22 protein-coding genes and 1 pseudogene are annotated in these 18,907 nt (G+C 65.5%); 6 read left to right on the top strand and 17 right to left on the bottom strand.

All coding sequences use genetic code 11. From position 1 onward, the window contains the following. Positions 1–45: 45 nt before the first annotated feature. From AB0H87_RS13395 to AB0H87_RS13365, 7 genes are all read right to left on the bottom strand, one after another. Positions 46–1,551, bottom strand: coding sequence for a LacI family DNA-binding transcriptional regulator (locus tag AB0H87_RS13395; RefSeq protein WP_360143682.1), 1,506 nt, complete (start codon positions 1,549–1,551; stop codon positions 46–48). Between the two features lie 839 nt (positions 1,552–2,390). After that, entirely contained in the window at positions 2,391–4,496 is a 2,106-nt protein-coding gene (locus AB0H87_RS13390) for a cell division protein FtsK (RefSeq protein ID WP_360143706.1), read from the bottom strand. Positions 4,497–4,592: 96 nt separating this feature from the next. Continuing rightward, positions 4,593–4,937, bottom strand: a complete 345-nt coding sequence (locus AB0H87_RS13385) for a hypothetical protein (RefSeq protein ID WP_360143679.1) — start codon at positions 4,935–4,937, stop codon at positions 4,593–4,595. After that, positions 4,934–5,584, bottom strand: coding sequence for a helix-turn-helix domain-containing protein (locus tag AB0H87_RS13380; protein WP_360143676.1), 651 nt, complete (start codon positions 5,582–5,584; stop codon positions 4,934–4,936). The genes AB0H87_RS13385 and AB0H87_RS13380 overlap by 4 nt, the downstream gene beginning before the upstream one ends. Further along, complete coding sequence (locus tag AB0H87_RS13375) at positions 5,581–5,805, bottom strand: hypothetical protein (RefSeq protein WP_360143673.1); 225 nt, start codon at positions 5,803–5,805, stop codon at positions 5,581–5,583. The genes AB0H87_RS13380 and AB0H87_RS13375 overlap by 4 nt, the downstream gene beginning before the upstream one ends. Before the next feature lie 27 nt (positions 5,806–5,832). After that, entirely contained in the window at positions 5,833–6,084 is a 252-nt protein-coding gene (locus AB0H87_RS13370; RefSeq protein ID WP_360143670.1) for a DUF6284 family protein, read from the bottom strand. A gap of 550 nt (positions 6,085–6,634) precedes the next feature. Then, on the bottom strand, positions 6,635–6,928 hold the full coding sequence (locus tag AB0H87_RS13365) for a hypothetical protein (RefSeq protein WP_360143667.1): 294 nt from the start codon (positions 6,926–6,928) through the stop codon (positions 6,635–6,637). Between the two features lie 128 nt (positions 6,929–7,056). Between AB0H87_RS13365 and AB0H87_RS13360 the strand changes: the two genes are divergently transcribed. The 3 genes from AB0H87_RS13360 to AB0H87_RS13350 are packed head-to-tail and all read left to right on the top strand — an operon-like array spanning position 7,057 to position 8,508. After that, the gene (locus tag AB0H87_RS13360) at positions 7,057–7,374 is read left to right on the top strand and encodes a GntR family transcriptional regulator (protein WP_360143664.1); all 318 of its coding nucleotides are present in this window, start codon (positions 7,057–7,059) and stop codon (positions 7,372–7,374) included. A gap of 49 nt (positions 7,375–7,423) precedes the next feature. Then, the gene (locus AB0H87_RS13355; protein WP_360143661.1) at positions 7,424–8,101 is read left to right on the top strand and encodes an NUDIX hydrolase; all 678 of its coding nucleotides are present in this window, start codon (positions 7,424–7,426) and stop codon (positions 8,099–8,101) included. Next, on the top strand, positions 8,098–8,508 hold the full coding sequence (locus tag AB0H87_RS13350; RefSeq protein WP_360143658.1) for an NUDIX hydrolase: 411 nt from the start codon (positions 8,098–8,100) through the stop codon (positions 8,506–8,508). Before AB0H87_RS13355 ends, AB0H87_RS13350 begins: the two co-directional genes overlap by 4 nt. Before the next feature lie 2 nt (positions 8,509–8,510). Here the strand turns inward: AB0H87_RS13350 and AB0H87_RS13345 are convergent, their stop codons facing one another. Next, positions 8,511–8,825: a tetratricopeptide repeat protein gene (locus AB0H87_RS13345; protein WP_360143655.1), complete on the bottom strand. Its 315-nt coding sequence runs from the start codon at positions 8,823–8,825 to the stop codon at positions 8,511–8,513. Beyond that, positions 8,825–9,319 (bottom strand): nucleoside-diphosphate kinase, encoded by a 495-nt coding sequence (locus AB0H87_RS13340; RefSeq protein ID WP_360143652.1) that lies wholly within the window; start codon positions 9,317–9,319, stop codon positions 8,825–8,827. Before AB0H87_RS13340 ends, AB0H87_RS13345 begins: the two co-directional genes overlap by 1 nt. 250 nt (positions 9,320–9,569) lie before the next feature. Here AB0H87_RS13340 and AB0H87_RS13335 point away from each other — a divergent pair, with 250 nt between their 5' ends. Both AB0H87_RS13335 and AB0H87_RS13330 read left to right on the top strand, forming a co-directional pair. Then, on the top strand, positions 9,570–10,580 hold the full coding sequence (locus tag AB0H87_RS13335) for an ATP-binding protein (protein ID WP_360143649.1): 1,011 nt from the start codon (positions 9,570–9,572) through the stop codon (positions 10,578–10,580). Further along, entirely contained in the window at positions 10,577–11,575 is a 999-nt protein-coding gene (locus AB0H87_RS13330; protein WP_360143646.1) for a response regulator, read from the top strand. Before AB0H87_RS13335 ends, AB0H87_RS13330 begins: the two co-directional genes overlap by 4 nt. Before the next feature lie 678 nt (positions 11,576–12,253). On the opposite strand, the gene AB0H87_RS13325 is transcribed toward AB0H87_RS13330, so the two are convergent. The 5 genes and pseudogenes from AB0H87_RS13325 to AB0H87_RS13305 all read right to left on the bottom strand — a co-directional run bounded on the left by AB0H87_RS13325 (position 12,254) and on the right by AB0H87_RS13305 (position 15,112). Beyond that, the gene (locus AB0H87_RS13325) at positions 12,254–12,886 is read right to left on the bottom strand and encodes a hypothetical protein (RefSeq protein ID WP_360143643.1); all 633 of its coding nucleotides are present in this window, start codon (positions 12,884–12,886) and stop codon (positions 12,254–12,256) included. Then, positions 12,883–13,281: a hypothetical protein gene (locus AB0H87_RS13320; RefSeq protein WP_360143640.1), complete on the bottom strand. Its 399-nt coding sequence runs from the start codon at positions 13,279–13,281 to the stop codon at positions 12,883–12,885. The genes AB0H87_RS13325 and AB0H87_RS13320 overlap by 4 nt, the downstream gene beginning before the upstream one ends. A gap of 574 nt (positions 13,282–13,855) precedes the next feature. Next, positions 13,856–14,125, bottom strand: a pseudogene (locus tag AB0H87_RS13315) (site-specific integrase); the annotation flags it as partial. Beyond that, a complete protein-coding gene (locus AB0H87_RS13310; protein ID WP_360143709.1) occupies positions 14,097–14,462 on the bottom strand; it encodes a hypothetical protein in 366 nt (121 codons plus the stop codon). The pseudogene AB0H87_RS13315 and the gene AB0H87_RS13310, both read right to left, overlap by 29 nt. A gap of 161 nt (positions 14,463–14,623) precedes the next feature. After that, a complete protein-coding gene (locus AB0H87_RS13305; RefSeq protein ID WP_360143637.1) occupies positions 14,624–15,112 on the bottom strand; it encodes a hypothetical protein in 489 nt (162 codons plus the stop codon). 417 nt (positions 15,113–15,529) lie between these two features. On the opposite strand from AB0H87_RS13305, the gene AB0H87_RS13300 reads away from it, so the two are divergent. Continuing rightward, positions 15,530–15,907 (top strand): hypothetical protein, encoded by a 378-nt coding sequence (locus AB0H87_RS13300; protein WP_360143634.1) that lies wholly within the window; start codon positions 15,530–15,532, stop codon positions 15,905–15,907. A 239-nt stretch (positions 15,908–16,146) separates the two neighbouring features. Here the strand turns inward: AB0H87_RS13300 and AB0H87_RS13295 are convergent, their stop codons facing one another. From AB0H87_RS13295 to AB0H87_RS13285, 3 genes are all read right to left on the bottom strand, one after another. Next, positions 16,147–16,770: a hypothetical protein gene (locus AB0H87_RS13295; protein WP_360143631.1), complete on the bottom strand. Its 624-nt coding sequence runs from the start codon at positions 16,768–16,770 to the stop codon at positions 16,147–16,149. 151 nt (positions 16,771–16,921) lie between these two features. Beyond that, positions 16,922–17,224: a multicopper oxidase domain-containing protein gene (locus tag AB0H87_RS13290; RefSeq protein ID WP_360143703.1), complete on the bottom strand. Its 303-nt coding sequence runs from the start codon at positions 17,222–17,224 to the stop codon at positions 16,922–16,924. A gap of 8 nt (positions 17,225–17,232) precedes the next feature. Then, the coding region (locus AB0H87_RS13285) for a multicopper oxidase domain-containing protein (RefSeq protein ID WP_360143628.1) at positions 17,233–18,907 on the bottom strand (1,675 nt) is incomplete at its 5' end.

The following is an 18,907-nucleotide window of genomic DNA, read 5'->3' as shown; positions in this document are numbered from 1 at the left end:
ATCGGCCTCCAGTTGGAGGGCCGGGGATGGTTGCCTTTCGTAGACTTACTTCTCTCTCAGCAACCGATCGAGCACGGCGACGGGTGAGCCCCGGTCGAACTGCCGCCGTTGGGCAAGCGCCGCCCGCCAGAGGTCGGTCAGACCGTCGAGTAGCCGCCGCACCATTTCAGGTGTGACGTGCGCGTAGAGACCCTGCACTGACCCGTCGGCGTGGCCCATCTGTGCGTCCATGAGGGTCGCGGGGGTCCCAAGCTCAATCATGATCGTTTTGTAGGTATGTCGCAGCCCGTGCGGGGTCAGGCCGGCCGCGATCGGCGCCCAACAGGCGTTCGCCCGGCCTGCCGCGTTGCGGCCGCGGACCGGCATCCCGGGCCACGGTCCGGCGAGGATGGGCACGGGACGAGCGACAGCCGGTCCCTTCTTCGGATAACGCCCCGTTGCCGCCGGCTGGAAGACCCACGTCGCGAAGCCGTTGCGTCGCCAGTGGGGTGCCACCGCGCTCGCCGCGGCGCCGGGGACATAGCCGAGTGCCGCGATGGCTTCGCGCACCTTCGCGCGGGTCGGCCCGGTGACCGGGCCACGGTCGTTCAGGACCGCCGAGACAGTTCCTGTCGACACGCCTGCGTGCCGGGCAACGTCTGCCACCTTGGCGCCCGGGGCGGTCACGCCGTTAGGCGCCCGGTGGCCGCTGTAGACGTACCGGAGACCGTGGCAGGGGCAGGGCTTCGGCTGGGCCCGGCCGACTTGGTCCCGCGCCAGGTCGAGCAGCCACGACGGTGCCATGACCAGGCGACGCGATTCGTCTTTGGGTGGGCAGCGATGGAACTCGCCGTTGTCCAACTCGTAGAGCTGCCACTCCACCCGGATGCCTGTCTCCCGGACGTATTCCGGCTCCAGGCCGACCAGCTCTCCCCAGCGCATCCCGGTGAAGCCCTTGCTGACCATGGCCACGAACTCGTCGTCGCGGCCGGAGAGCAACGCGGCGCGCTCGGCGACGAGCAGGACGCCGAGCGCGTTCGTAATGACCTTCTCAGGGCCGCGATTCACAGAGCGACCTATCCGCCGGCCGCGTCCGCGAGGTTGGGCAGCCGGGTTGGCCGGGATGAGCCCGTCTTCAACCGCGTCAGCCAAGACGAGGTGCAGGAGCCTACGCCAACCTCGCACGCTGGACTCCGCATACGGCACGGCTCGCTCCCGCTTCATCCATAGCGCGATCGCGTCGCGGTCGATCGCACGCAGCTCGTGCGACTCGAACGCAGGCAATAAGTGGCCCTCAAGTCCGTGGCGGTAACCCTGCATCGTGCTGGGCGCGAGATCCTGCCGGGCGTACCACTCGTTCGCGTAGTCAGCGAATTTGGTGCCGCCAGACTTCGGATCGCGCCATCGCCCAGCGCGGACCTGCGCCTCCGCGTCGTTAGCCGCTGTCTCGGCCTCCCGACGCGAACGGAACCGCGCGGTCGCGCCCCAGGGATCATGGACGGTGCCGTACTTTCCCGTGCTGGTCTTGAAGCGCCCACGCCAGTAGTCGCCACGCTTCTCCGCGTATCCCATCTCATCCTCTCCTTAGTCTCGTTAAGCCGCAGCCGACGGCTTCTGGGCGCGCGCACGGCGCGGGACGCGCGCGCTGAGTCGTGTGAGGGCATCTCCCTCGGGGACGTCCGGTGAGTTGGTGGTTGTCGCGCGGCGACGAACCGCGGCAGGGGGGTCGATCGGTTCGACCTCGAAGAGCCGCGCGATCTGTTAGATGTGTTCGTCGGTGAAGCGGTAGCTACCGCCGATCCAGCAGTACGGGATGCGTCGCCGCCGAGCCTGTTCCTTGACCCACCAGACGGAGCAGTGGAGTCGCTCGGCTACATCTGCCGCGCGGTAGAACCCCACCGGCGGAGCGCCACCTCCCCTGTTCACGGTGCCCGGTCGCACGAGACGGAGCGCCAGTGGCGCCTGAACGTGCGCATCCTCCGGTACCGAGCTGGGCTGGGCATGTCCTTCGACTCCTGTCATCGCGTGCCATCCCGGTGGATGCGGAGGGCTTCGTTAATGAGGTGTGTGCCGTAGCGGAGGCGGATGCCGGTGGCGTCGCAGTGTCGGCACGGCCGGACGGTGCGGCCGTAGCGGCGGCGGACGAGGCCGGTGCCGCCGCATCCGCGGCAGCGTCGGAACGGGTTGAGCCAGCAGAGGGTGAGGTAGCCGGCGGCGAGTAGCGACGCGGCTGCGCAGCCGATGGTGCCTAGCAGGGTTGAGGGGTCCATTGCCTTCTCCGGGTTGTTCTGCGCGGGTGAGCGGGCGAGCCGCTAGAACGCTGGAGTGCCTGCGTACGGCGGCTTTCGGGTGCTAGCGGGGGTGCTAGGTCTCCCGGCGGATGGCCACTAGAGCTAGCGCCCCTCGGTTGGCTATGCCGCGTCTCGTCTGCGGTGGCGTTCGGCGAGTGCGGCGATGATGTGGGCGCGTTCGAAGCCGCGACGGTTGGCACCCTTGCCGGTCTGCTGGTCGGTGCCCCATGTCTGCGTGACCCTGACGCCGAACGGCTTGAGAGCGACGGTGACGCGTTCGCCGTCCCATCCGCCGTAGACCGCCGGGCGCAGCTCCGCGAGGCGTACAGCGACGGTTTCGCACCACACCTTCGCCTCGTTGGCCGGCACCACGGCAGCGATGTCGTCGAGCAGCGAGACGCCCTCGATGGCTTTGCGCGTCGGCTGCTCGCCGATCGCGTGGCCGGTCAGCGTTCCGGCCTTCTCGCGAAGCGTGCGGGCACGCGCGACGACAGACTCGGCGGCCGGTCCGTCGACGTAGTAGGTGCGGGTGATTTGCGGGTCGTCGGTTTCGCCTGCGAGGTAGCCGATTCCGAGGTCGCGTCGGCTGAACATGGTGGCGCGGATGCCGTTGCGGTAGGCGCTGGTGCCGAGGACCATGTCGTTCTCCATCTGGCCCATGACCTTGAGGCAGAAGCGGAGTACGGCGTTGCCGGAGATGCCGGTCGGTAGCGACTTCGCGTCGGGGCGTTGGGTGGCGAAGACGGCGATGATGCCCGCGGCCGGACCTCGGCGCACGAGGTCTTCGGCGATCGTACGCAGTTCCTCGCCATACAGGGGATGTTCGAACCAGCGTTGGCATTCATCGACCACGAGCAGGATGGGATGCAGTCGAAGCGTCCTGCGGGCGGCGAGTTCCGGCGTGACCTTCGACTCCGGGCAGACGTCGCGGGGCAATGCGCGGATGGCCTTTGTGCGGCGTGTCAGTTCCTCGGCTAGGGCGCGCATGTCGGCCAGCCCGAAGGCCACGTCGCCGTCTTCGGAACCGGCACGGTAGCGGTGGCAGACGGGCTCGAGCGGGGCGAAGTCGCCCATGCCCTTGAGGTCGTACGCGTGGATCTCGGCCAGCGCGTCGAGCGACGCGGCCAGGAGCAGGAGGCGTGCGGCGAAGGTCTTGCCGACGCGGGGAATCGAGCCGATGACCATCGAGGCGAACATGAGGGTGAGCACGACCGGCCGGCCGCGGTGGTCGGTGCCGAATGGGATCGGCTTGAACAGGTCGACCGTTCCAGTCTTGAGGAGCGGCCAGCCGGGGCGGCGGGACTTGGCGAGGTCTTCGTCTCCGACCCACAGGATGAGGCGGCCGGGGTGGACGTCGAGGTTGCCTTCGGGCCAGACGCAGCCGAGCGGGCGGCCGAGTGCGGAGGCGAGTTCCTTGCGTCGGTCGGCGACTTGGTCGACGGTGGTGCCGGGTGGGAGGTCGACCACGGCGCGCCAGCCGGGTCCGTCGCGGCTGATCGGTTCGACGAACCGGACCGCTTCCTTGGCGCCCTTCTTGGCGTACGCCTGGTTGATGCTGGCAATGCCGATCGCTCCGAGCGCTGCGAGGACCACGTCGGAGGTGAGCCTCGGCGAGTGGGTGGCCGACACCGCCGCGTCGAGCAACGGCCGGTCCGCGGGAGCGCCAGCCCCACCGAGCAACGCGACCACCGCCGCGAGAATGGCCCACCAGTACTCGCGTGACGTGAACAGCAGCATGGCGGCGAGTCCGGCGCTGATGGTGCAGATCCCTGCGAGGGTGAGGGCGGTCCGTAGCCGTACTCGGGCGTCGCGTTGGCGCGAGAGTTTCAGGTACTCCTCGGCGCTCTCCCGTCGCACGGCCGCCGCGCGGACTGGTGCGCCTTCGGCATCGGTGACCCAGCGGGCGATGCCGGTCACGAGCCGGAATGCGCCGCGTGGTGCGCGGACGGAGAGCTTCGCGGCGTACTTCGGCGCACGGATGAGGTGGTAGGCGGCGATGTGGGTGTAGAAGCCGAACGCCCACCTGGCCTGTGTCAACAGTTCGGTCCACGAGCGTGCCCAGGCCGGGACGATCGGGCGTCGCTTCGCCGTCCGCCGGTCGGCCCGTGCGGGCGAGTTGCTGTCCGGTGTGTCGACCGGCGTCGGCTGCTTGCGGGTGCGGGCTTCGTCAAGGTGGAGGATCTCGGCTTCGTGCCGGTCCCAGTCGAAGTCTTCGGGGTTCGCCATGATGGTCGTTCCTCCGCTGATGTCCGTGGCGGCTGGCGCGAGACCGGGGCGCGGCCGGTGGTTTGCGAGGCCGGTTGGCCCGCGCCCCGGCCGCAATCAGCGCTCGATGTCGTCGACCGGGTCGACGTCGGAGCGTGTGAGGGTGGCGGCGAGTTCGTCGTACGCGCCTGCGTCGAAGGCACGGATGAAGGCGGCGGGTCCGGCGGGTAGCGCAGCCTCGACGGTCTCGCCGTTGGTGGACACGACGGTGATGCGCTGCGCGCTGGCGGCCGCGACCTCGATTTCCGGCAGGACGGCCGCGACGTACTTGGAGACCGGACACGCGATACCGTCTTGGCGAAGGCCGGTCCAGCCGCCGGCGAGAAGAGAGTCGGCCACCTCATCGGCGGTCGCGCCCAGAAGCGCGAGGGCGTAGGTCAGCCGCTGGTGGGTCGTACTCATCGGGTGTGCTCCTTGGCTTGGTCTTGGGTGTGGTTGGCGTTGAGGTGGCGGCGCACTGTCCGGTCGGTCACGCCGATGCGCTGCGCGATGTCCGCCGCGGACGTGTCCGGGTGCTGGGTCCGCAGACGTGCGATGAGCGCCCCGGTGTCCGGCTTCGGGGTCGCCTTGCGGCGACGCGGCTCTCGCTTGTCGTCCGCGCTGGTATCCGCAGCCGTGTCCGCCGGAGCCGGACGGTCGAGGTCGGCGGGGTCCGGGTTTCGGCGCATGCGACCGGCCAGCTCGACCAGGCACACGGACGCGACCACGACCACGCCGTCCACGGACAGCGGGATCAGGTGCGGCGCGAGCCCCTCTTCGCCGTAGCGGGCCGCGACCGCGACCATGTGGGTGTAGGACACCCACGCGGCGATGCCGGCGATGAGCGCGGTTGCGGTGAACCGGACGGTGGCCAGCGACCGGCGATGCGCGGGTACGCGTGAGATCAGCTCGACGGTCAGCAGCAGGGCCAAGGGTGGCCAGGCGGAGATGGTCTGAGCGATCGGGTTCGGGTCGGCGTGGAGCATGTTGGCCGCGACGGAGGCCGCGACGCCCAGCGCCAGGGCGCCGCGGACTCCCCACCGGATACGGACCAGATGCCGGTCGGTCATCGGCCGCCGCCGAGTGCCGCGCCGATGGTCGTCATGCCCGATCGGACGCCGTCGACGACGATGCGTGCCGGTTCCGCGAGGATGCCGTCGGAGCCAGCGACGATCAGGCCGAGCATGAACGCGCACAGTGCGGCGAAGGCGATGCGGCCCCGGGTCCGCCGGTCCACGAACAGCGTTGCCGGTAGGACGAGCAGGATCAGCGAGAAGATGCCCAGACTCATCGGAGCCTCCCTTCCGGGCGTTGGTGGTCACGCGGCATCGCCGAGCACCTCGCCGATGCGGGCGTGCACGAGGGCAGCGGCTTCGCGCAGGACGCGCCGCTCGGCGGTGCGCAGGTGGTGCCAGTCGCGGACCGTTGGCTGCGGCCGGGCGGACAGGACGCGGATCTCGGCTTGTACGAGGGCCATCTCCGCCTCGATCAGCGGCCACTCGCGTTGGATCCCGGCGAGTTCGGCTGTGGACGGCCCGTCGTGGGGTGGCATGGAACGAACAGGCTTCACTGTCGTTCTCCTTCTACAACCTGCCGTTGTAGTCAGCGGTGCGCGGATACAAGTTGGCGTTGTATTCGAGCGAGTGGCGTACGCCGGTTCGAACGTTGGGGGTGACGTACGCTCCGCGGTGATGGCCGAGACGACCGGCGAGTTGCCCGCCGACTGGTGGACCACCGATGACGTGCTGGCGTACCTGCGATCAGCGGGTGCGCCGATCAGCCGCGTGACGTGGGCGGCCTACGTGTCCCGCGGCCAGGCGCCCGCCGCGGACCGCATGTTCGGCCGGTCCCCGGCCTGGCGACCCGCGTCCGTCCGGTCATGGCAAGCGACGCGTCCGCGTCGCGGATCCGTTGCGGTGGAACCGAACATCGAGCCCTCACCTCCTTCCGTTGCGCGTCGTTCCGGTGAGGACAAGTCAACCGGGAAACGGCCGCGCCGCCGATGAGGCAAGAGACCATCGCCGATGCACCTCTGATGCAGCGACGGTGCAGTTCGCAGTCGGGCTAACAGACGGAAGGCCCCGAGCGAAGGTCGCCCGGGGCCTTCCGGCCAGCCGTCGCTAGCGAGGCGGACGCAGAGCCTCCCAAGCGACGTCAAGGTAGTCGTGGAGATTGCCGACGTCGTCGCGGTTGAGGAACGCGATGGCCGGTGCGTGGCCGGGCGCGTAGTAGCCGAGTTCGACGCCGTCGCCGTTGGCTGACCTTGTCAGGGTCACCGAGATCTGGTCGGTCGTGTCCCGGTGCAGTTCGCCGACGCACTGCGCGTGAAAGCCGTTGCCGTGCGAGTGGTTGGCGCCGCACCAGGCAGGGCAGTCTGAGCCATTGACGCCGGGGGTTGTGGATTCTGCGGTCATGCTTCCCTCGCCTTCGTGCACGATCGATTAGCTCGCATACACGTCTAGACGAATATACCACCCGACGTCTAGGCGGACCTACGTACGGTGATCTCATGATCACGCCATCCCGCGAGGGCGCCGCGTACATGCAGCTCGCCGCGGTGTTGCGTGACCGCATCCGCAACGGAACCCTCGCACCGGGCGGTCGGATGCCGTCCGAGAAGGATCTCCACGACGAGTTCGGCCTAGCCCGGGAAACCGTCCGCCGCGCGCTGGCGGTCCTACGCCAAGAGGGCTTGATCGAAGTCCGGCAAGGCCACGGCACCTACGTCGTCGACACGCCACCGGAGGTCAAGCTCCACCGCGGTGACAGCGTCACATCGAGCACGGCGCTAACCGTCACCCGAGCGTCAGGGGACTCGGAGACCTTCCCAGCCGGCACAAACCTAACGGTCGCCGACTAGGCGCACGGATGGACCGCCGTCGCGCAGCCTTCGATCGCAAGGCTTCGCGATGAGCCAACCCGCGCGCCGCACCGTCATCGACCAATGGACCGCCCGATACGCCACCGCGCTCCAAGCCGCACTCCGTATGTCCCAGGACGAGATGGCCGCACTCATCGGCGTCGCCAAGCGCACCGTCGCAGCCCGGCACGAGCGGCCGGCGATCGTCATCCGGCCGGAGCTCCAACGTGCGCTCGATACCGCCTACGAGCGCGCGGACGAGTCGGTCAAGGTGCGCTTCGCGCGACAGCTCCGCGCCGACGACCGGGCCGAGATCGCAGCAACACACAGCAGCGTAAGCCTCACCGTCGCGATCGCCGTGGTCACCAACCAAACCGACGTCCTCCTCGTCTGCCGACGCGAAGACGATCCGAACGGCATCACCTGGCAGTTCCCCGCCGGCATCGTCAAGCCCGGCGGAAACTCCCGGACCGTCGCCATCCGCGAAACCCTTGCAGAGACAGGCATCCACGCCTCAGTAGTCCGGGAACTCGGAAGCCGCATCCACCCCATCACCGGCGTATTCTGCGAGTACTTCTTCTGCCTCTACCTCACCGGCCACGTCGAAAACCGCGACACCGCCGAAAACGTCGATGCCGTCTGGATCCCACGCCAACGCGTCAACGACTTCATCCCCACCGACCGCCTCTACCCACCCATACAGCAAGCACTGAACGAGGAGCCATGACCGAGCCAACGCGACCCACCATAGCCGCCGCCGCCGCCGCCGTCATCATCGACGACGGCCGGCTACTCCTCGTTCGCCGCCGCGTCAGCGAAGGCCAACTCTCCTGGCAATTCCCAGCCGGCGAAGTCGAGCAAGGCGAATCCAATGAGGACGCAGCGGTGCGCGAGGCCAACGAAGAGACTGGATTGACGGTCCGAGCGACAAAGTCTCTGGGAAGCCGCGTCCACCCGAACACCGGCCGGACCATGGACTATATCGCATGCGACCGGGTCGACGGAACCGCCTACGTCGCCGACGAAGAAGAGCTGGCTGAGGTGGCGTGGTGCGACCGCGAAACCGTCACCAAGCACGTGCCATACCCGTTCTACGGGCCGGTTCAGGAGTATCTAGACGCGGCGCTTCGCTGACATCAGCTGGCGAGCAAATCAGCCAAGCGAGACCGGACCACGCCATCGTGGAAGTGGTCCGGTAACGGCACCCCGCCGACCGACTGCCGCCCCGACACGACGTCGTCGAGACCGGCAGACGGCAGCCGCTCGGCTAGGTCGAGACAGGCTCGCGCGTACTTGCGAGCCTCGTCTGTCTGACCAAACTCGCGCAGCCTCACGGCAAGCGCGTAGGCGCACTCCGCCGCAGAGCGCCGTTCCTCGTAGAACAGCTCCTCGTCGTATCGCTTCCGCAAGTCGGCGATCGTCGGCGTTGACGCGCCGTCGTCACCGACCACTAGAAGAGGAACTTCTCGGCCACCGTCTGGTAGTCGTGCAGCTCCGAGCCGTCGAACCACAGGTCGACCTCGTACTTGGCCTCGTCCGGCTTGCCTGACGCGTGGACAAGGTTCGCGGCAGCCGTGTGCTGCGACTCCGTGTACGCCTTCGACGTGTGCGCAAAGTCCCCACGGATCGTGCCCGGCGTAGCCTCGTTCGGGAAGGTCACCCCAACAAGACGACGGACGGTCGCGACCGCCTCGACGCCCTCCAGAACCAGCGCGATCACCGGCCCGGTCTGCATGAAGTTCGCGGTCACGTCGAACACCGACTTCCCGAACCGCTCCTCCAAGTCGAAGTAATGCTTCTTCGCCAGCTCAGCATCGATCTGCACCATCTTCGTACCGACGATCTTCAGGCCCGCATCCTCGAACCGCTGAACTATTCGACCGACCAGCCCGCGCGCCACCGCGTCCGGCTTCAGCAACACAAGGGTCCGCTCCAACGACGCCATGTCATCCCCCAAATCCTTCTGCTTTCAGGCGTACAGCTTGCCGGCCGTGGTCAGAGGCCTCACCGCAGGGGTGGAGGACGATCCTCCGCCTCTTGCGAGCGTGCCACACAGAACCCGGTCCAGCAGTCGTGGCCATGCGTTGGGGTCTCGCGACCCGTTGACCCTAGGGGACGTACATCGGCAAGATGAGATGGCCCACGAGCTAGCGCTCCAAGAAGGCCCGTTCCCAGCACTTCCCGATGGAGTCCGAGTGGACCAAAGCATCATCGCCGCGTACGCGGGAGTCGCAGCCGCAACAGGCGCTCTCGTTGCCCTGTTCTTCACCGTTGCCCAATACCGCATCGCCGCGAGGCGCAGCGCCGAAGCGACGTCTGAGATGGCGCGGATGCAACGACAACTTATCAGAGAGGTGGGGGAGGAAAAGAACCGGCCGGGAGTTGAATCCCGACATGGCGAAATGCTCTTAGCAGAGGCAATTGAAGGCCTCCCGTATCGCCTAGGTAACGCGCTCAATGATTTCTCGCATAGGTTCGCGTCCGCATTGCGTTCGAGCTATGAATGGACTGAAGGACGCGATGGCACCGTAGTCTACAATACCGCTATCTATAGCGCTCCAACAGCCAACGAAGCATTAAGCAATGCCGTTCGCGAGATCGCCCACTCGCTGAATTCGCCCTTGCTCGCGATCGAATCCGCGGCGCTTACTCGGATTGCTTTGGAGGGCAAGCGAAGTGCCGAAATGCAGGACATCGTCGATGCAGTAGCAGTATGCAAGGCTTTCCTGCAAGCATATCGAAACTCCACGTCGGACCTCGCCCAAACCGAAGAATGGTCCCCGGGCAGCCTTCGAAGTGCGGTGGCGGCGGCACTCAAAATCTATAGTCAAAGGTTGGAAAAGGCTATAGTGGCAGATGTCGCACTTCCTGACGCAATCGAGGGCTATTCGAATAATCTCCTCGTCGCAATGCTGTTGCCCCTTGTCGAAAATGCCGTTGAGTCGTCGCCAGAGCCTGGGACGGTTGTTGTAAGGGCAGGAGGAACTGCGGATCACCTGTCCCTAAGCGTGGTAAACCAGTTCTCGGGCGACCCGCCGACCACAGAGATATACCAGCCAGAGTTCACCACCAAATCGAACCATAGCGGACTTGGCTTATCGATCGTATCAAGAATGGTGGGGAGCTACCGAGGCGGAGAAGTAAGACATAAAGTTGAGGGAGACCAGATCGAATTTGTCATCAAGCTTCCCTTGAGGCAAGCATGACCGACGAAATCCTGGTCGTCGACGACCAGGTAGACACGGCAAACGCGCTGGCGAGATACATATCCGTCTCAACCGGAATCAGCGCAATAGCAACCAGCGACCCGAGCGAGGCTGCACAACTAGTGCGGGATAAGCCCGTAAAGGTTGCGGTCCTTGACCAACGAATGCCAGAAATGACGGGACTTCAACTATCGACGGTTCTAAGGGAAGTAAATGACAAGCTGCGCCTCATCATGTTCACTGGGCAGGCATCCACAGCAGAAGTGGCGGATGCGGCGTACAACAAAAACTTCAACGAGGTCCTGGAGAAGGCCCAGGTAGAACGGCTCGGTGAAGTTGTCTATCAGCAGTATCTGCTATACCAAATAGAAGCAAGGAGGATTGCGGAAACGGCGACCGTCATAATCCGGTCGCGACCGCTGTATCGACTCTTTGGACCGAGGGTGACCTACTCACTTTCCGACCTCTTCGTACTCCATGAAGAACATATTGAACACAAGGATTGGGAGACCGTCCTCCAACTAAGCCGCGGACAGGAAGACAAGCGAACGTGGAACTGGAGCACCAAAAGGTCCGTGACAGTTGAGAAACAAAGCCAGGAGGCTTTCAAGTCAACACTCAAGGGGCGGTTGACTTCTCCTCTCGGTTTTGTGGAATCAGCAATCGAAGAGGCACTAACGGAGCTTCAAAAGGAAACCTACACTGTCGAGACCTCTGCGGCGTCCTCCCACGAGGTCACCCTTAAGTTGTCTGACAATGACACCGATGTGCGAGCACGACATTTTCAGCGGGCAGCCGTCTATCGACAGTGGATTGCGGTAATAGATATTGCTTGCGATTGCTGTGGTGGATTGCGGGAGGAGCGCATGATAGTCAACGAGCGGCTTCCTCTATTCGCTACTCGACAGGTCGATTATCTTGAAGGTGGTTCCCGTGTCTATAACACAGGGCTAATCCGCGCAGCGTACGTCCCAAACGATAAACTGAAACTCTAGATTTGAGAAACGCGGCCAGCAACCCAAAGTCATCGCGAGGAGCCGCGCATAGGGAGAGGGTAACGCCACGACTGTTCCTCAGCATTACCGCGGGTGGCCCATCGCACTGTAATGGTGCTATCTGATGTTGCCATGCTTCTGGCCGCAATGAAAGTGAGTGCTTCGCCGGGACGTAGCGCTTGCGGTTCCGGGGCACGAAGGATCATGGTCCTGTGGGCAGCCACAGAAACATCGTCCGCCTCGGCGCTCCCGACATTTTCAAGTCTGTAGGCGTCGCCTTGGTGGTGCACGAGGGACCACCGCACACTGGGGCTATCGAGGGGCGTGCTCAACCGACCAGGACGATGCGCGGCCATCGTCTCAAGTGCCTCAACGACGCGTCGTGTGTACTCCTCAGTAAGCCGCGCCGCTGCTTCGGATCGCTCTGCCGCAGTTACCGCCTGCTGCTGTTGAATGCGTTGGCCGTCCCTCGTTGCCTTCTCCTGCCGAATCATGACAACGGTGGTCGCGATGCCAACCATGAGCGCGACACCGACGCCCACCACCGTTGCTTGATCCGAGAACTTCTCCCAGTCGGCCGCGAGCGGCAAGCTAGTAAGCAACACCGGGCAACCTTAACCACGCCTCGCAAGTGAGCGAGGCGGATGGCACTTCTGTGGATGCGTTCAACGACCCCAACTACGGCCTAGTAGATGCGTAGAAACCCAGAATCATCGTTACCAGGATGAGGCACGAGAACATTCCCCACAAGAACGACTTAAAAGACCACTCGCTGGTAGGTACGAACCGACTCGCCGCCATGGCGAGGTCCTGGGATGCGCCTTTAATGTCCGTCACATGCCCGTCGAAACCGCGGATCTCGGCGACTGCTGCAACTAAGCTTTGGGCTATTGCTTGGGTCTGGTAAAGATCGTTCGAAAATGCCTCGAATTGATTAGCCGCGTGCGACAGTTTCTCCGCGACCTGCGCGTTGATGTTGTCGCCGGCCCAACTCAGCATTTGAGCCACATCAGGATTGATGTTTCTACCGGCGGTGTAGAGTGCCTCCGCGACATCCCAGTTGAGGTTGCGGGCCGCCATCTCCATTGCGAACACCGCTTCAGTGGAGATTACGCCGTCGTGCAGTGCTCTCGTCAACAGTTTCGCGAGCCCGGGAGCCTCACTGGCGAGCTTGTTCAGAACCGCTTTAGTTCTCCCATCCATCGTCTCGACGGTGCCGTAGTTGTTTCCACCGATGAACGTGCCCGGGCCGCTGTTGGTCTGTCGATAGATCGGCGAGTCGCCGGTTGGTTGCGAGATGACCACGGTCACTTACCTCGCGAGGGAGCGATACGTCCGTAATTGTCGCCGCCAATGAAAGTTCCGGAGCCGGAATTGTTCTGCTCCTGGACATACATCAACTTCGAACCTACCGGCGACGCTGACATCTCCAGGAGATCAGCGCGAACCTCGGGGTGAGAGGCAACGTATGCACCGAGAACGGCAGCCCAGCGGGCCGTCACGTCGGCCTTGGAGGCGGTCCGGCTGGCAAGCGCAGCCGCGTCCTGCTCAACGGCCTCCAGCTGCTGTGCACGCTGTTGCTTCGACTCTTGCCGGAAGATGCGCGCGGCCCACTCCCGGACCGCGTCTACGCGGCCGTTGAGCATGTGGGCAACCACGCTCCCTGCCGCTCCAGTGATGATGGCGGTTGTTTCTGCGTCGAACACTGGCGTGGGCCTCTTTCCAGTCGGGGGGCATGAGGTCTTCGGGTGAGACCGTGACCGACTGTAGGTGACGGGTACGACACAACCGGGAAGCTCTGTCACTCGATCGTGTGCGGCCCTCACCGACCGCATTCGAACGAGGTATGGGCCTCGGGCCGTCGGCCTAGCGGCCTGGACCGCACCCCGGGCGACCTGGCCAACTTGACCTTGGCTAGCCCATCGTCAACTCCGGTGTCACTGGCAGCCAGCCGCGTCTGCGCCACTCGCCCCAGCCAGGCCGACATTGCCCGTCGACGGCAACGACTCCAAGAACTCGTCCACGGGTGGCCCTGGGAGAAGCCTGGGAGACGATCTTCCCGACGCATCCGCCGCGAGCCGACCCATGCCACTCGATACCGGCAAGCTGACCTGCGTCAATAGTCCGATAGCGAAGTCGCCCGACTGCGTTGACGTAGCTGGGGGTCAAGGGGTCGTGGGTTCGAATCCCGCCGTCCCGACAGCAGGTCAGAGGCCATCACCCAGGATCGGGGATGGCCTCTTTCGATCTTGTACAGCAGCAAAGTACAGCAGCGGCTCGTCGGTCCAGGCTCTCGCCCAGTCGCCGTAGCCCATCACGTGTGTCCTGCGGTGATGCCTGCGAGTAGATCTCCATGGTGATCGAGAAATCGGCGTGCCTGAGGATCGCCATCGCGATCCGGGGGTGTACGTCGAGATCGACCAGAAGTGAGGCGCGAGTGCGCCGACCGTCGTGCACGCTGATCTTCCTGACCGTGGCGTGCTGGCGACGGGCCTCCCACGATCGGTAGAAGTTGCGTGGCTCAATCGGTCGGCCGAACCGGGTAGTGAACGCTTTGATCGACTCCGAGGCAAGCGACCACGGCGGTGGCGTCTGCGTTGAGGAAGAGCTGGAAGTGGTATGGCGGTTCATCAAGGTCAACGGCCCGGAGTCGTACCGGCTGCTGCCCGAGGGCGCGCAGCGTCTCCACCGCAGCGGTGAAGCCCAAGGTCGATATGCCCTCCTGACGGGTGTGTGCGTCACGTCGGCGGTAGATCTCGAACAGCCCGGAGGCGGGTTGGTCGATATCGGTGACCCAGAACCGGGCACCGGCCAGCACGGCGCTCCTGCATGCGCTGAACGCGGCGCCAGGAGTGTCCAACAGCTGGGCTAGGCGATCGCGGTCCACGGCAGGAATCTACTGCTCGACCTGCGTCTGCTCGATCTTGCGAGGTCGGTTGGGACGCGAGTGTCAAGCATCTCCCGTGACCAGACACGCGGCTGCCGGCAGGTGTCGGGCTCCAATTGATCCGTTACGGATCTGGGTCAGGTGATCTGTGACAGCTCCGGCTAGAAATTGTCCGTATGCGTGAGGCTGGTCGAGCCGACGACGCGGCGCGCCTCGGCGATGACGTCGGCGTCGACGTCCTGTTGGGTCATGTCGGTTACGTCCAAGTAGTCGTAGACGTCGTCCAGCTCGACGAGGCGCTCAGCTAGCTCCAGCGTGTCGTGACCGAAGGTGCGGTATGCCCAGACGGTCAGGGCGCTGGGCTCCATGAGCCCGGTCAGTACACGTCGAGCGAGTGTTCTGACTGCTGCCTCTGCGCCCGCGCGACTGCCCGGCGGGTAGAAATCCAGGCCGACCTCACGGAGGGCTGCAGGAACTTCTTCGTCGGCGTGGCGGGTATGCACCCCGGCGAGCATGGCGAGGGTAGGACCGTCGTGTCCGGTGACAAGTAGGTCGCAGGCAATCTCGACGAGTTCGGCGGCGCTGATGTAGCCGACGCTCCACAAAGCGGCTGCGTCGCGGGCTTTGTCCAGGGCTTCGGCAGCTTCCACGTGTTCATGATGGACTGGTTCGGCCGTCTTCTCACGGGCATTTCTGCGGGGGCAGGCGGGCGAGCGACCTCAGGTCAGCGGGGCACAGACCACTAGCACGCGCCAGGTCGCGGGCACAGTGCGATCGACTGGCCCTTGCACGACCGATCAGTGACTGACTGCGTTACAACGGGCGCAGCTACGCGCTTCGCTACATGACAGCAACCGCCACGATCTGTGCCGACGTGCCGCCCGTGACTCTTAAGCCGCTGGTCCGCAGGCGACGGGTGACCAACTGAGTGACAGCGGGTCCCGACGGCGCAGGACAGCCACGGGCGCCAAGGGACTGTTTGGCCTGGTAGAAGCGGATGCCCAGCGAGGTCAGCGGTTGTCGAAATCTCGTTCACACCGAAGAAGTCGGCCGTTACCATCGCTCGGATGGAAGCGTCGTACCGCCTATCGAAGTATGTGAACAAGGTCTTCCACTGGGCGAGGGTCACCGTGTCGGCGGACGTTGCGGAGCAGGACAGCATCACCGTTGCGGAAGATGTGTTCGCACTGCGCGGGTACCCGCCAGGCGTCGAGGTAGACGCGATGCGCTCGGAAGCGGTCGACGGTGTGCGGTATGCGCTTGGCAAGCTGCCGCAGGGTGGCCCGCGGTATGAGGTGACGGTTATCCAGATTGAGGATGCGCCGGCAGACACCGGACCGGGTGACGTGAAGTTAGCCGCCGCCCAAGCCACCTGGGCAGCTTTGCAATTCCTGCCAACCGAGCCGCCGTCATTTGACCACAGCGGACCGGTCTTCCCCGACTGACCGCCCACGATTCCGTTTGGCACCCCCTGATCGATGGGGACCACACGTCCTGCTCGGACGCTCACCGACGGCGTAACAGACGACGCCTCGCCCGATACCGGATCGCGGCTGACGTGCGCAACGCCTAACCCGACGTCCTGGGGGTCAAGGGTCGTGGTCCGCTGTAGAAGACGGGAGGCCGGCCTCGGTACGCAGACCTCCCCGTAAACCTACTGGACGAGCTTGTGGCGAAGGTTGAGCTACGTGCATACCTCGACTCGGATGAACGGCGTGTGGGACGGGTAGTTGGCGGCACCGTCGACGAGCGTGGTGCCGTCGAAAACGATCGTCGCCGTCGCGGTGGCGGGGCGCTGCTTGAGCCACGATCCCGGCCCGGATTCATCGGTCACGATTGGTCCGGTCGCGGTCCAACGGACGTTGATCGAAACTGTGTGCAGCCCGCCTCTGTTGTCCCGCACGTTTGCGTACGTGCCGCTGACAGTCACGTACTCGAGGTTCGGGTCGAACTGCGTGCTCGGCAACTGCGTCTGTGTCGCCACGCCGAGGCCCCAGCTGAAGGTGCCGTCGGGGCATTGGCCCGCAAACCCGACCCCGAGGGGCGGATTGGGGTCGGGCGTCATGCCCTCCTCGAAGAAGTTGACCGATTGCACATTCAGGCGGCCGGCGGAGGCGGTGGAGCCGTCCGGGCACTGGAACGGGGTTGACCAGCGCGCGGCGGCGGCTTGCTCGGTAGTGGTGACCGATGCGGATGCGACAGACGGCACGGCGAGCACCGCCAAAACGACAACCAGGGGGACGGCAAACCGGTACAGTCTCGAAGGCCGGTAGATGGATGGGGTTCTCAGCAACCGCAGACCACGCATGACGCTCCATTTCTGTGAGTTCGACCAGCCGGACTTTGACTCGTACCACGCAAAGGGCTTCGGCTCGGTTCGCCCGGGCGGACACGGCATGGAGATCCACTGTCCTTCATTCACGACTTCCGATGAATGCGACGATTTACCGCGCTGGCACTCATTCGGGGGCGTGGCTGGAGTGCGCGGCGGCGGCGATGCCGGTGTAGGAGAGGTGCCAGACCATTCCGTCGGCGGCGTGTTCGAAGTTGTGGCAGTGGTCCATCCAGATGCCAGGGTTGTCGGCGGTGAAGGTGATTTCGTAGGTCTGGCCGGGTGCGACATTGAGCGTGTCTGTCCACCATGGACTGCCGGACACCGGTGCGCCGTTGCGGGACAGGACGCGGACGCGGTGGCCGTGAAGGTGCATGGGGTGGTCGATGATGCCGCGGTTGGTGATGCGCATCCCTACGGTGTCGCCCAGCGCGACGGTCAGGTTCGGGATGGCCGGCCACTGCTGGCCGTTGACCGTGTTGGCCCAGCTGAACGTGCCGCCGGTGAAGCCGAATCCGTTGTCCAGGACCAGTTCGTAGGTGCGATCGGCGGTGGCGGGCGGCGGCGTGCCGTCCGGGGTGCCGTAGTGCGCCGGGTCGAACATCGGGCCGGTACGGTGGCGTGCGGGATCGTGGCATCGTCGTGGCCGTCGGGGACGAACAGGCGGGCCGCCCCCGCGGGTTTCTCGCTGGTGTGCATGCTGACCGACACCGCGGTCTCGGGCATGTCGAACGTGACGTCGTAGCGACCGCCGGCCGCCAGCAGCAGGACACCACCGGTGGGCAACAGGCCCGGCTCGTGTACGGCGTTGCCGTCGATGGCGGCGACGTGGAACGTCGTCCCCGTGACCTGGATCCGTTGGGGGTCCTGGGAGCTGTTGACCAGTCTGAGCCGTACGGCCCGACCAGGTTCCACCTTCTGCCGCGTCGGGGTGTCAGCGGTGTCGAAGGCGCCGACCAGGTCCTGGCCGATGGGCCACTGGTGCGCGAACAGGGCGGCTTCATAGGTACGGTCGTCGGCTGACGGCGTGGGAGGGTCCACGATGAACGCGCCGAACAGACCCCGTGAAACGGCGTCCTGGGAGTCTCGGTGGGTGTGGTACCAGAAGGTGCCGGCCCGGTCGGGAACGAATCGGTAGACGAACCGGCCACCGGGCAGCACCGGGTCCTGCGTGAGCCCGGGTACGCCATCTTCCGCGTTGGGCACGTCGACACCGTGCCAGTGCACGGTCACGCCCTCGGCCACGTCGGTGTTGAGGAGGGTGACCTCGACCAGCTGGCCTTGGCGTACGCGCAGGGTAGGGCCGGGTGCCGTGCCGTTGAACGTCAGCGCGTCGACCTGGCGTCCCGAGGAGAGCCGGACCGCGTGGTGCGCGGCGACCAGCGTAAATCGCGCGTCGGGTCGGCCCTGCTGCGGTCCCGTCAGTGTCGCGACGGCGACGCCGTGGCCGGCGTGCTCGGTCGCCGCCGCTGCCGGTGCCTGGTTCTGTAGGTAAAGGCCGCCGACGGCGGCGATGAGGCCGAGGACGGTCAACCCACTCAGCCACGGCAGGCGAGCCGCGCCCGCACGAGTTGCCCGCCAGCGCAGCAGTCCGGCGGCTGTCCCACCGGTGATCGAGAGCAGGCAGATCACCACCGCTGCGATCAGCGAGTCGGATTTCGGGTCCTGCGGCACCCAGGCCAGGTAGGCGGAGATGAGCACCCCGATGGCGGCGACCTGACCGGTGACGCGAGCCGCGGCGGGCCGCGTACCCGTTGTGAACACGGCGACGAGTGGCACCACAGCGGCTGGCAGGCCGACGGTGACGCGGTCGTCGACGAGGTACCAGCTTTCGGTCCACAACAGGACCGCCACGACTGTTCGGGCGGTGACCAGGGCGGTGGTGACGATCAGTGGCCACCGGGTGCGACCGCCGGCGGCGGCGCGCAGGCCCAGCAGTACGGCGCTGACCGCGGCGCCCGCCGCGAGCAGCAGATCGGTGATGAACAGCGACTCGGCCATGACTTCCTTTTTCGTGGTGCCGGGAATCACGGTGTACGTGAACGCGACGCCGTCGATGTCGTCGAGGATGCCGATCGTGCTGTCGAAGAGGGCCGGGTCACCCCAGACGAGG

Source organism: Asanoa sp. NPDC050611 (assembly GCF_040654855.1).
GTDB lineage: Bacteria > Actinomycetota > Actinomycetes > Mycobacteriales > Micromonosporaceae > Asanoa.
Note: the sequence above shows the minus strand (reverse complement) of the source record. Positions and strands in the feature narration are given on the sequence as shown.

Excerpts from the sequence above, each read along its gene's own strand:
- AB0H87_RS13395 (WP_360143682.1), bottom strand. The coding sequence starts at position 1,551 with ATGGGATACGCGGAGAAGCGTGGCGACTACTGGCGTGGGCGCTTCAAG.
- AB0H87_RS13390 (WP_360143706.1), bottom strand. The coding sequence starts at position 4,496 with ATGGCGAACCCCGAAGACTTCGACTGGGACCGGCACGAAGCCGAGATC.
- AB0H87_RS13385 (WP_360143679.1), bottom strand. The coding sequence starts at position 4,937 with ATGAGTACGACCCACCAGCGGCTGACCTACGCCCTCGCGCTTCTGGGC.
- AB0H87_RS13380 (WP_360143676.1), bottom strand. The coding sequence starts at position 5,584 with ATGACCGACCGGCATCTGGTCCGTATCCGGTGGGGAGTCCGCGGCGCC.
- AB0H87_RS13375 (WP_360143673.1), bottom strand. The coding sequence starts at position 5,805 with ATGAGTCTGGGCATCTTCTCGCTGATCCTGCTCGTCCTACCGGCAACG.
- AB0H87_RS13365 (WP_360143667.1), bottom strand. The coding sequence starts at position 6,928 with ATGACCGCAGAATCCACAACCCCCGGCGTCAATGGCTCAGACTGCCCT.
- AB0H87_RS13360 (WP_360143664.1), top strand. The coding sequence starts at position 7,057 with ATGCAGCTCGCCGCGGTGTTGCGTGACCGCATCCGCAACGGAACCCTC.
- AB0H87_RS13355 (WP_360143661.1), top strand. The coding sequence starts at position 7,424 with ATGAGCCAACCCGCGCGCCGCACCGTCATCGACCAATGGACCGCCCGA.
- AB0H87_RS13350 (WP_360143658.1), top strand. The coding sequence starts at position 8,098 with ATGACCGAGCCAACGCGACCCACCATAGCCGCCGCCGCCGCCGCCGTC.
- AB0H87_RS13340 (WP_360143652.1), bottom strand. The coding sequence starts at position 9,319 with ATGGCGTCGTTGGAGCGGACCCTTGTGTTGCTGAAGCCGGACGCGGTG.
- AB0H87_RS13330 (WP_360143646.1), top strand. The coding sequence starts at position 10,577 with ATGACCGACGAAATCCTGGTCGTCGACGACCAGGTAGACACGGCAAAC.
- AB0H87_RS13300 (WP_360143634.1), top strand. The coding sequence starts at position 15,530 with ATGGAAGCGTCGTACCGCCTATCGAAGTATGTGAACAAGGTCTTCCAC.
- AB0H87_RS13295 (WP_360143631.1), bottom strand. The coding sequence starts at position 16,770 with ATGCGTGGTCTGCGGTTGCTGAGAACCCCATCCATCTACCGGCCTTCG.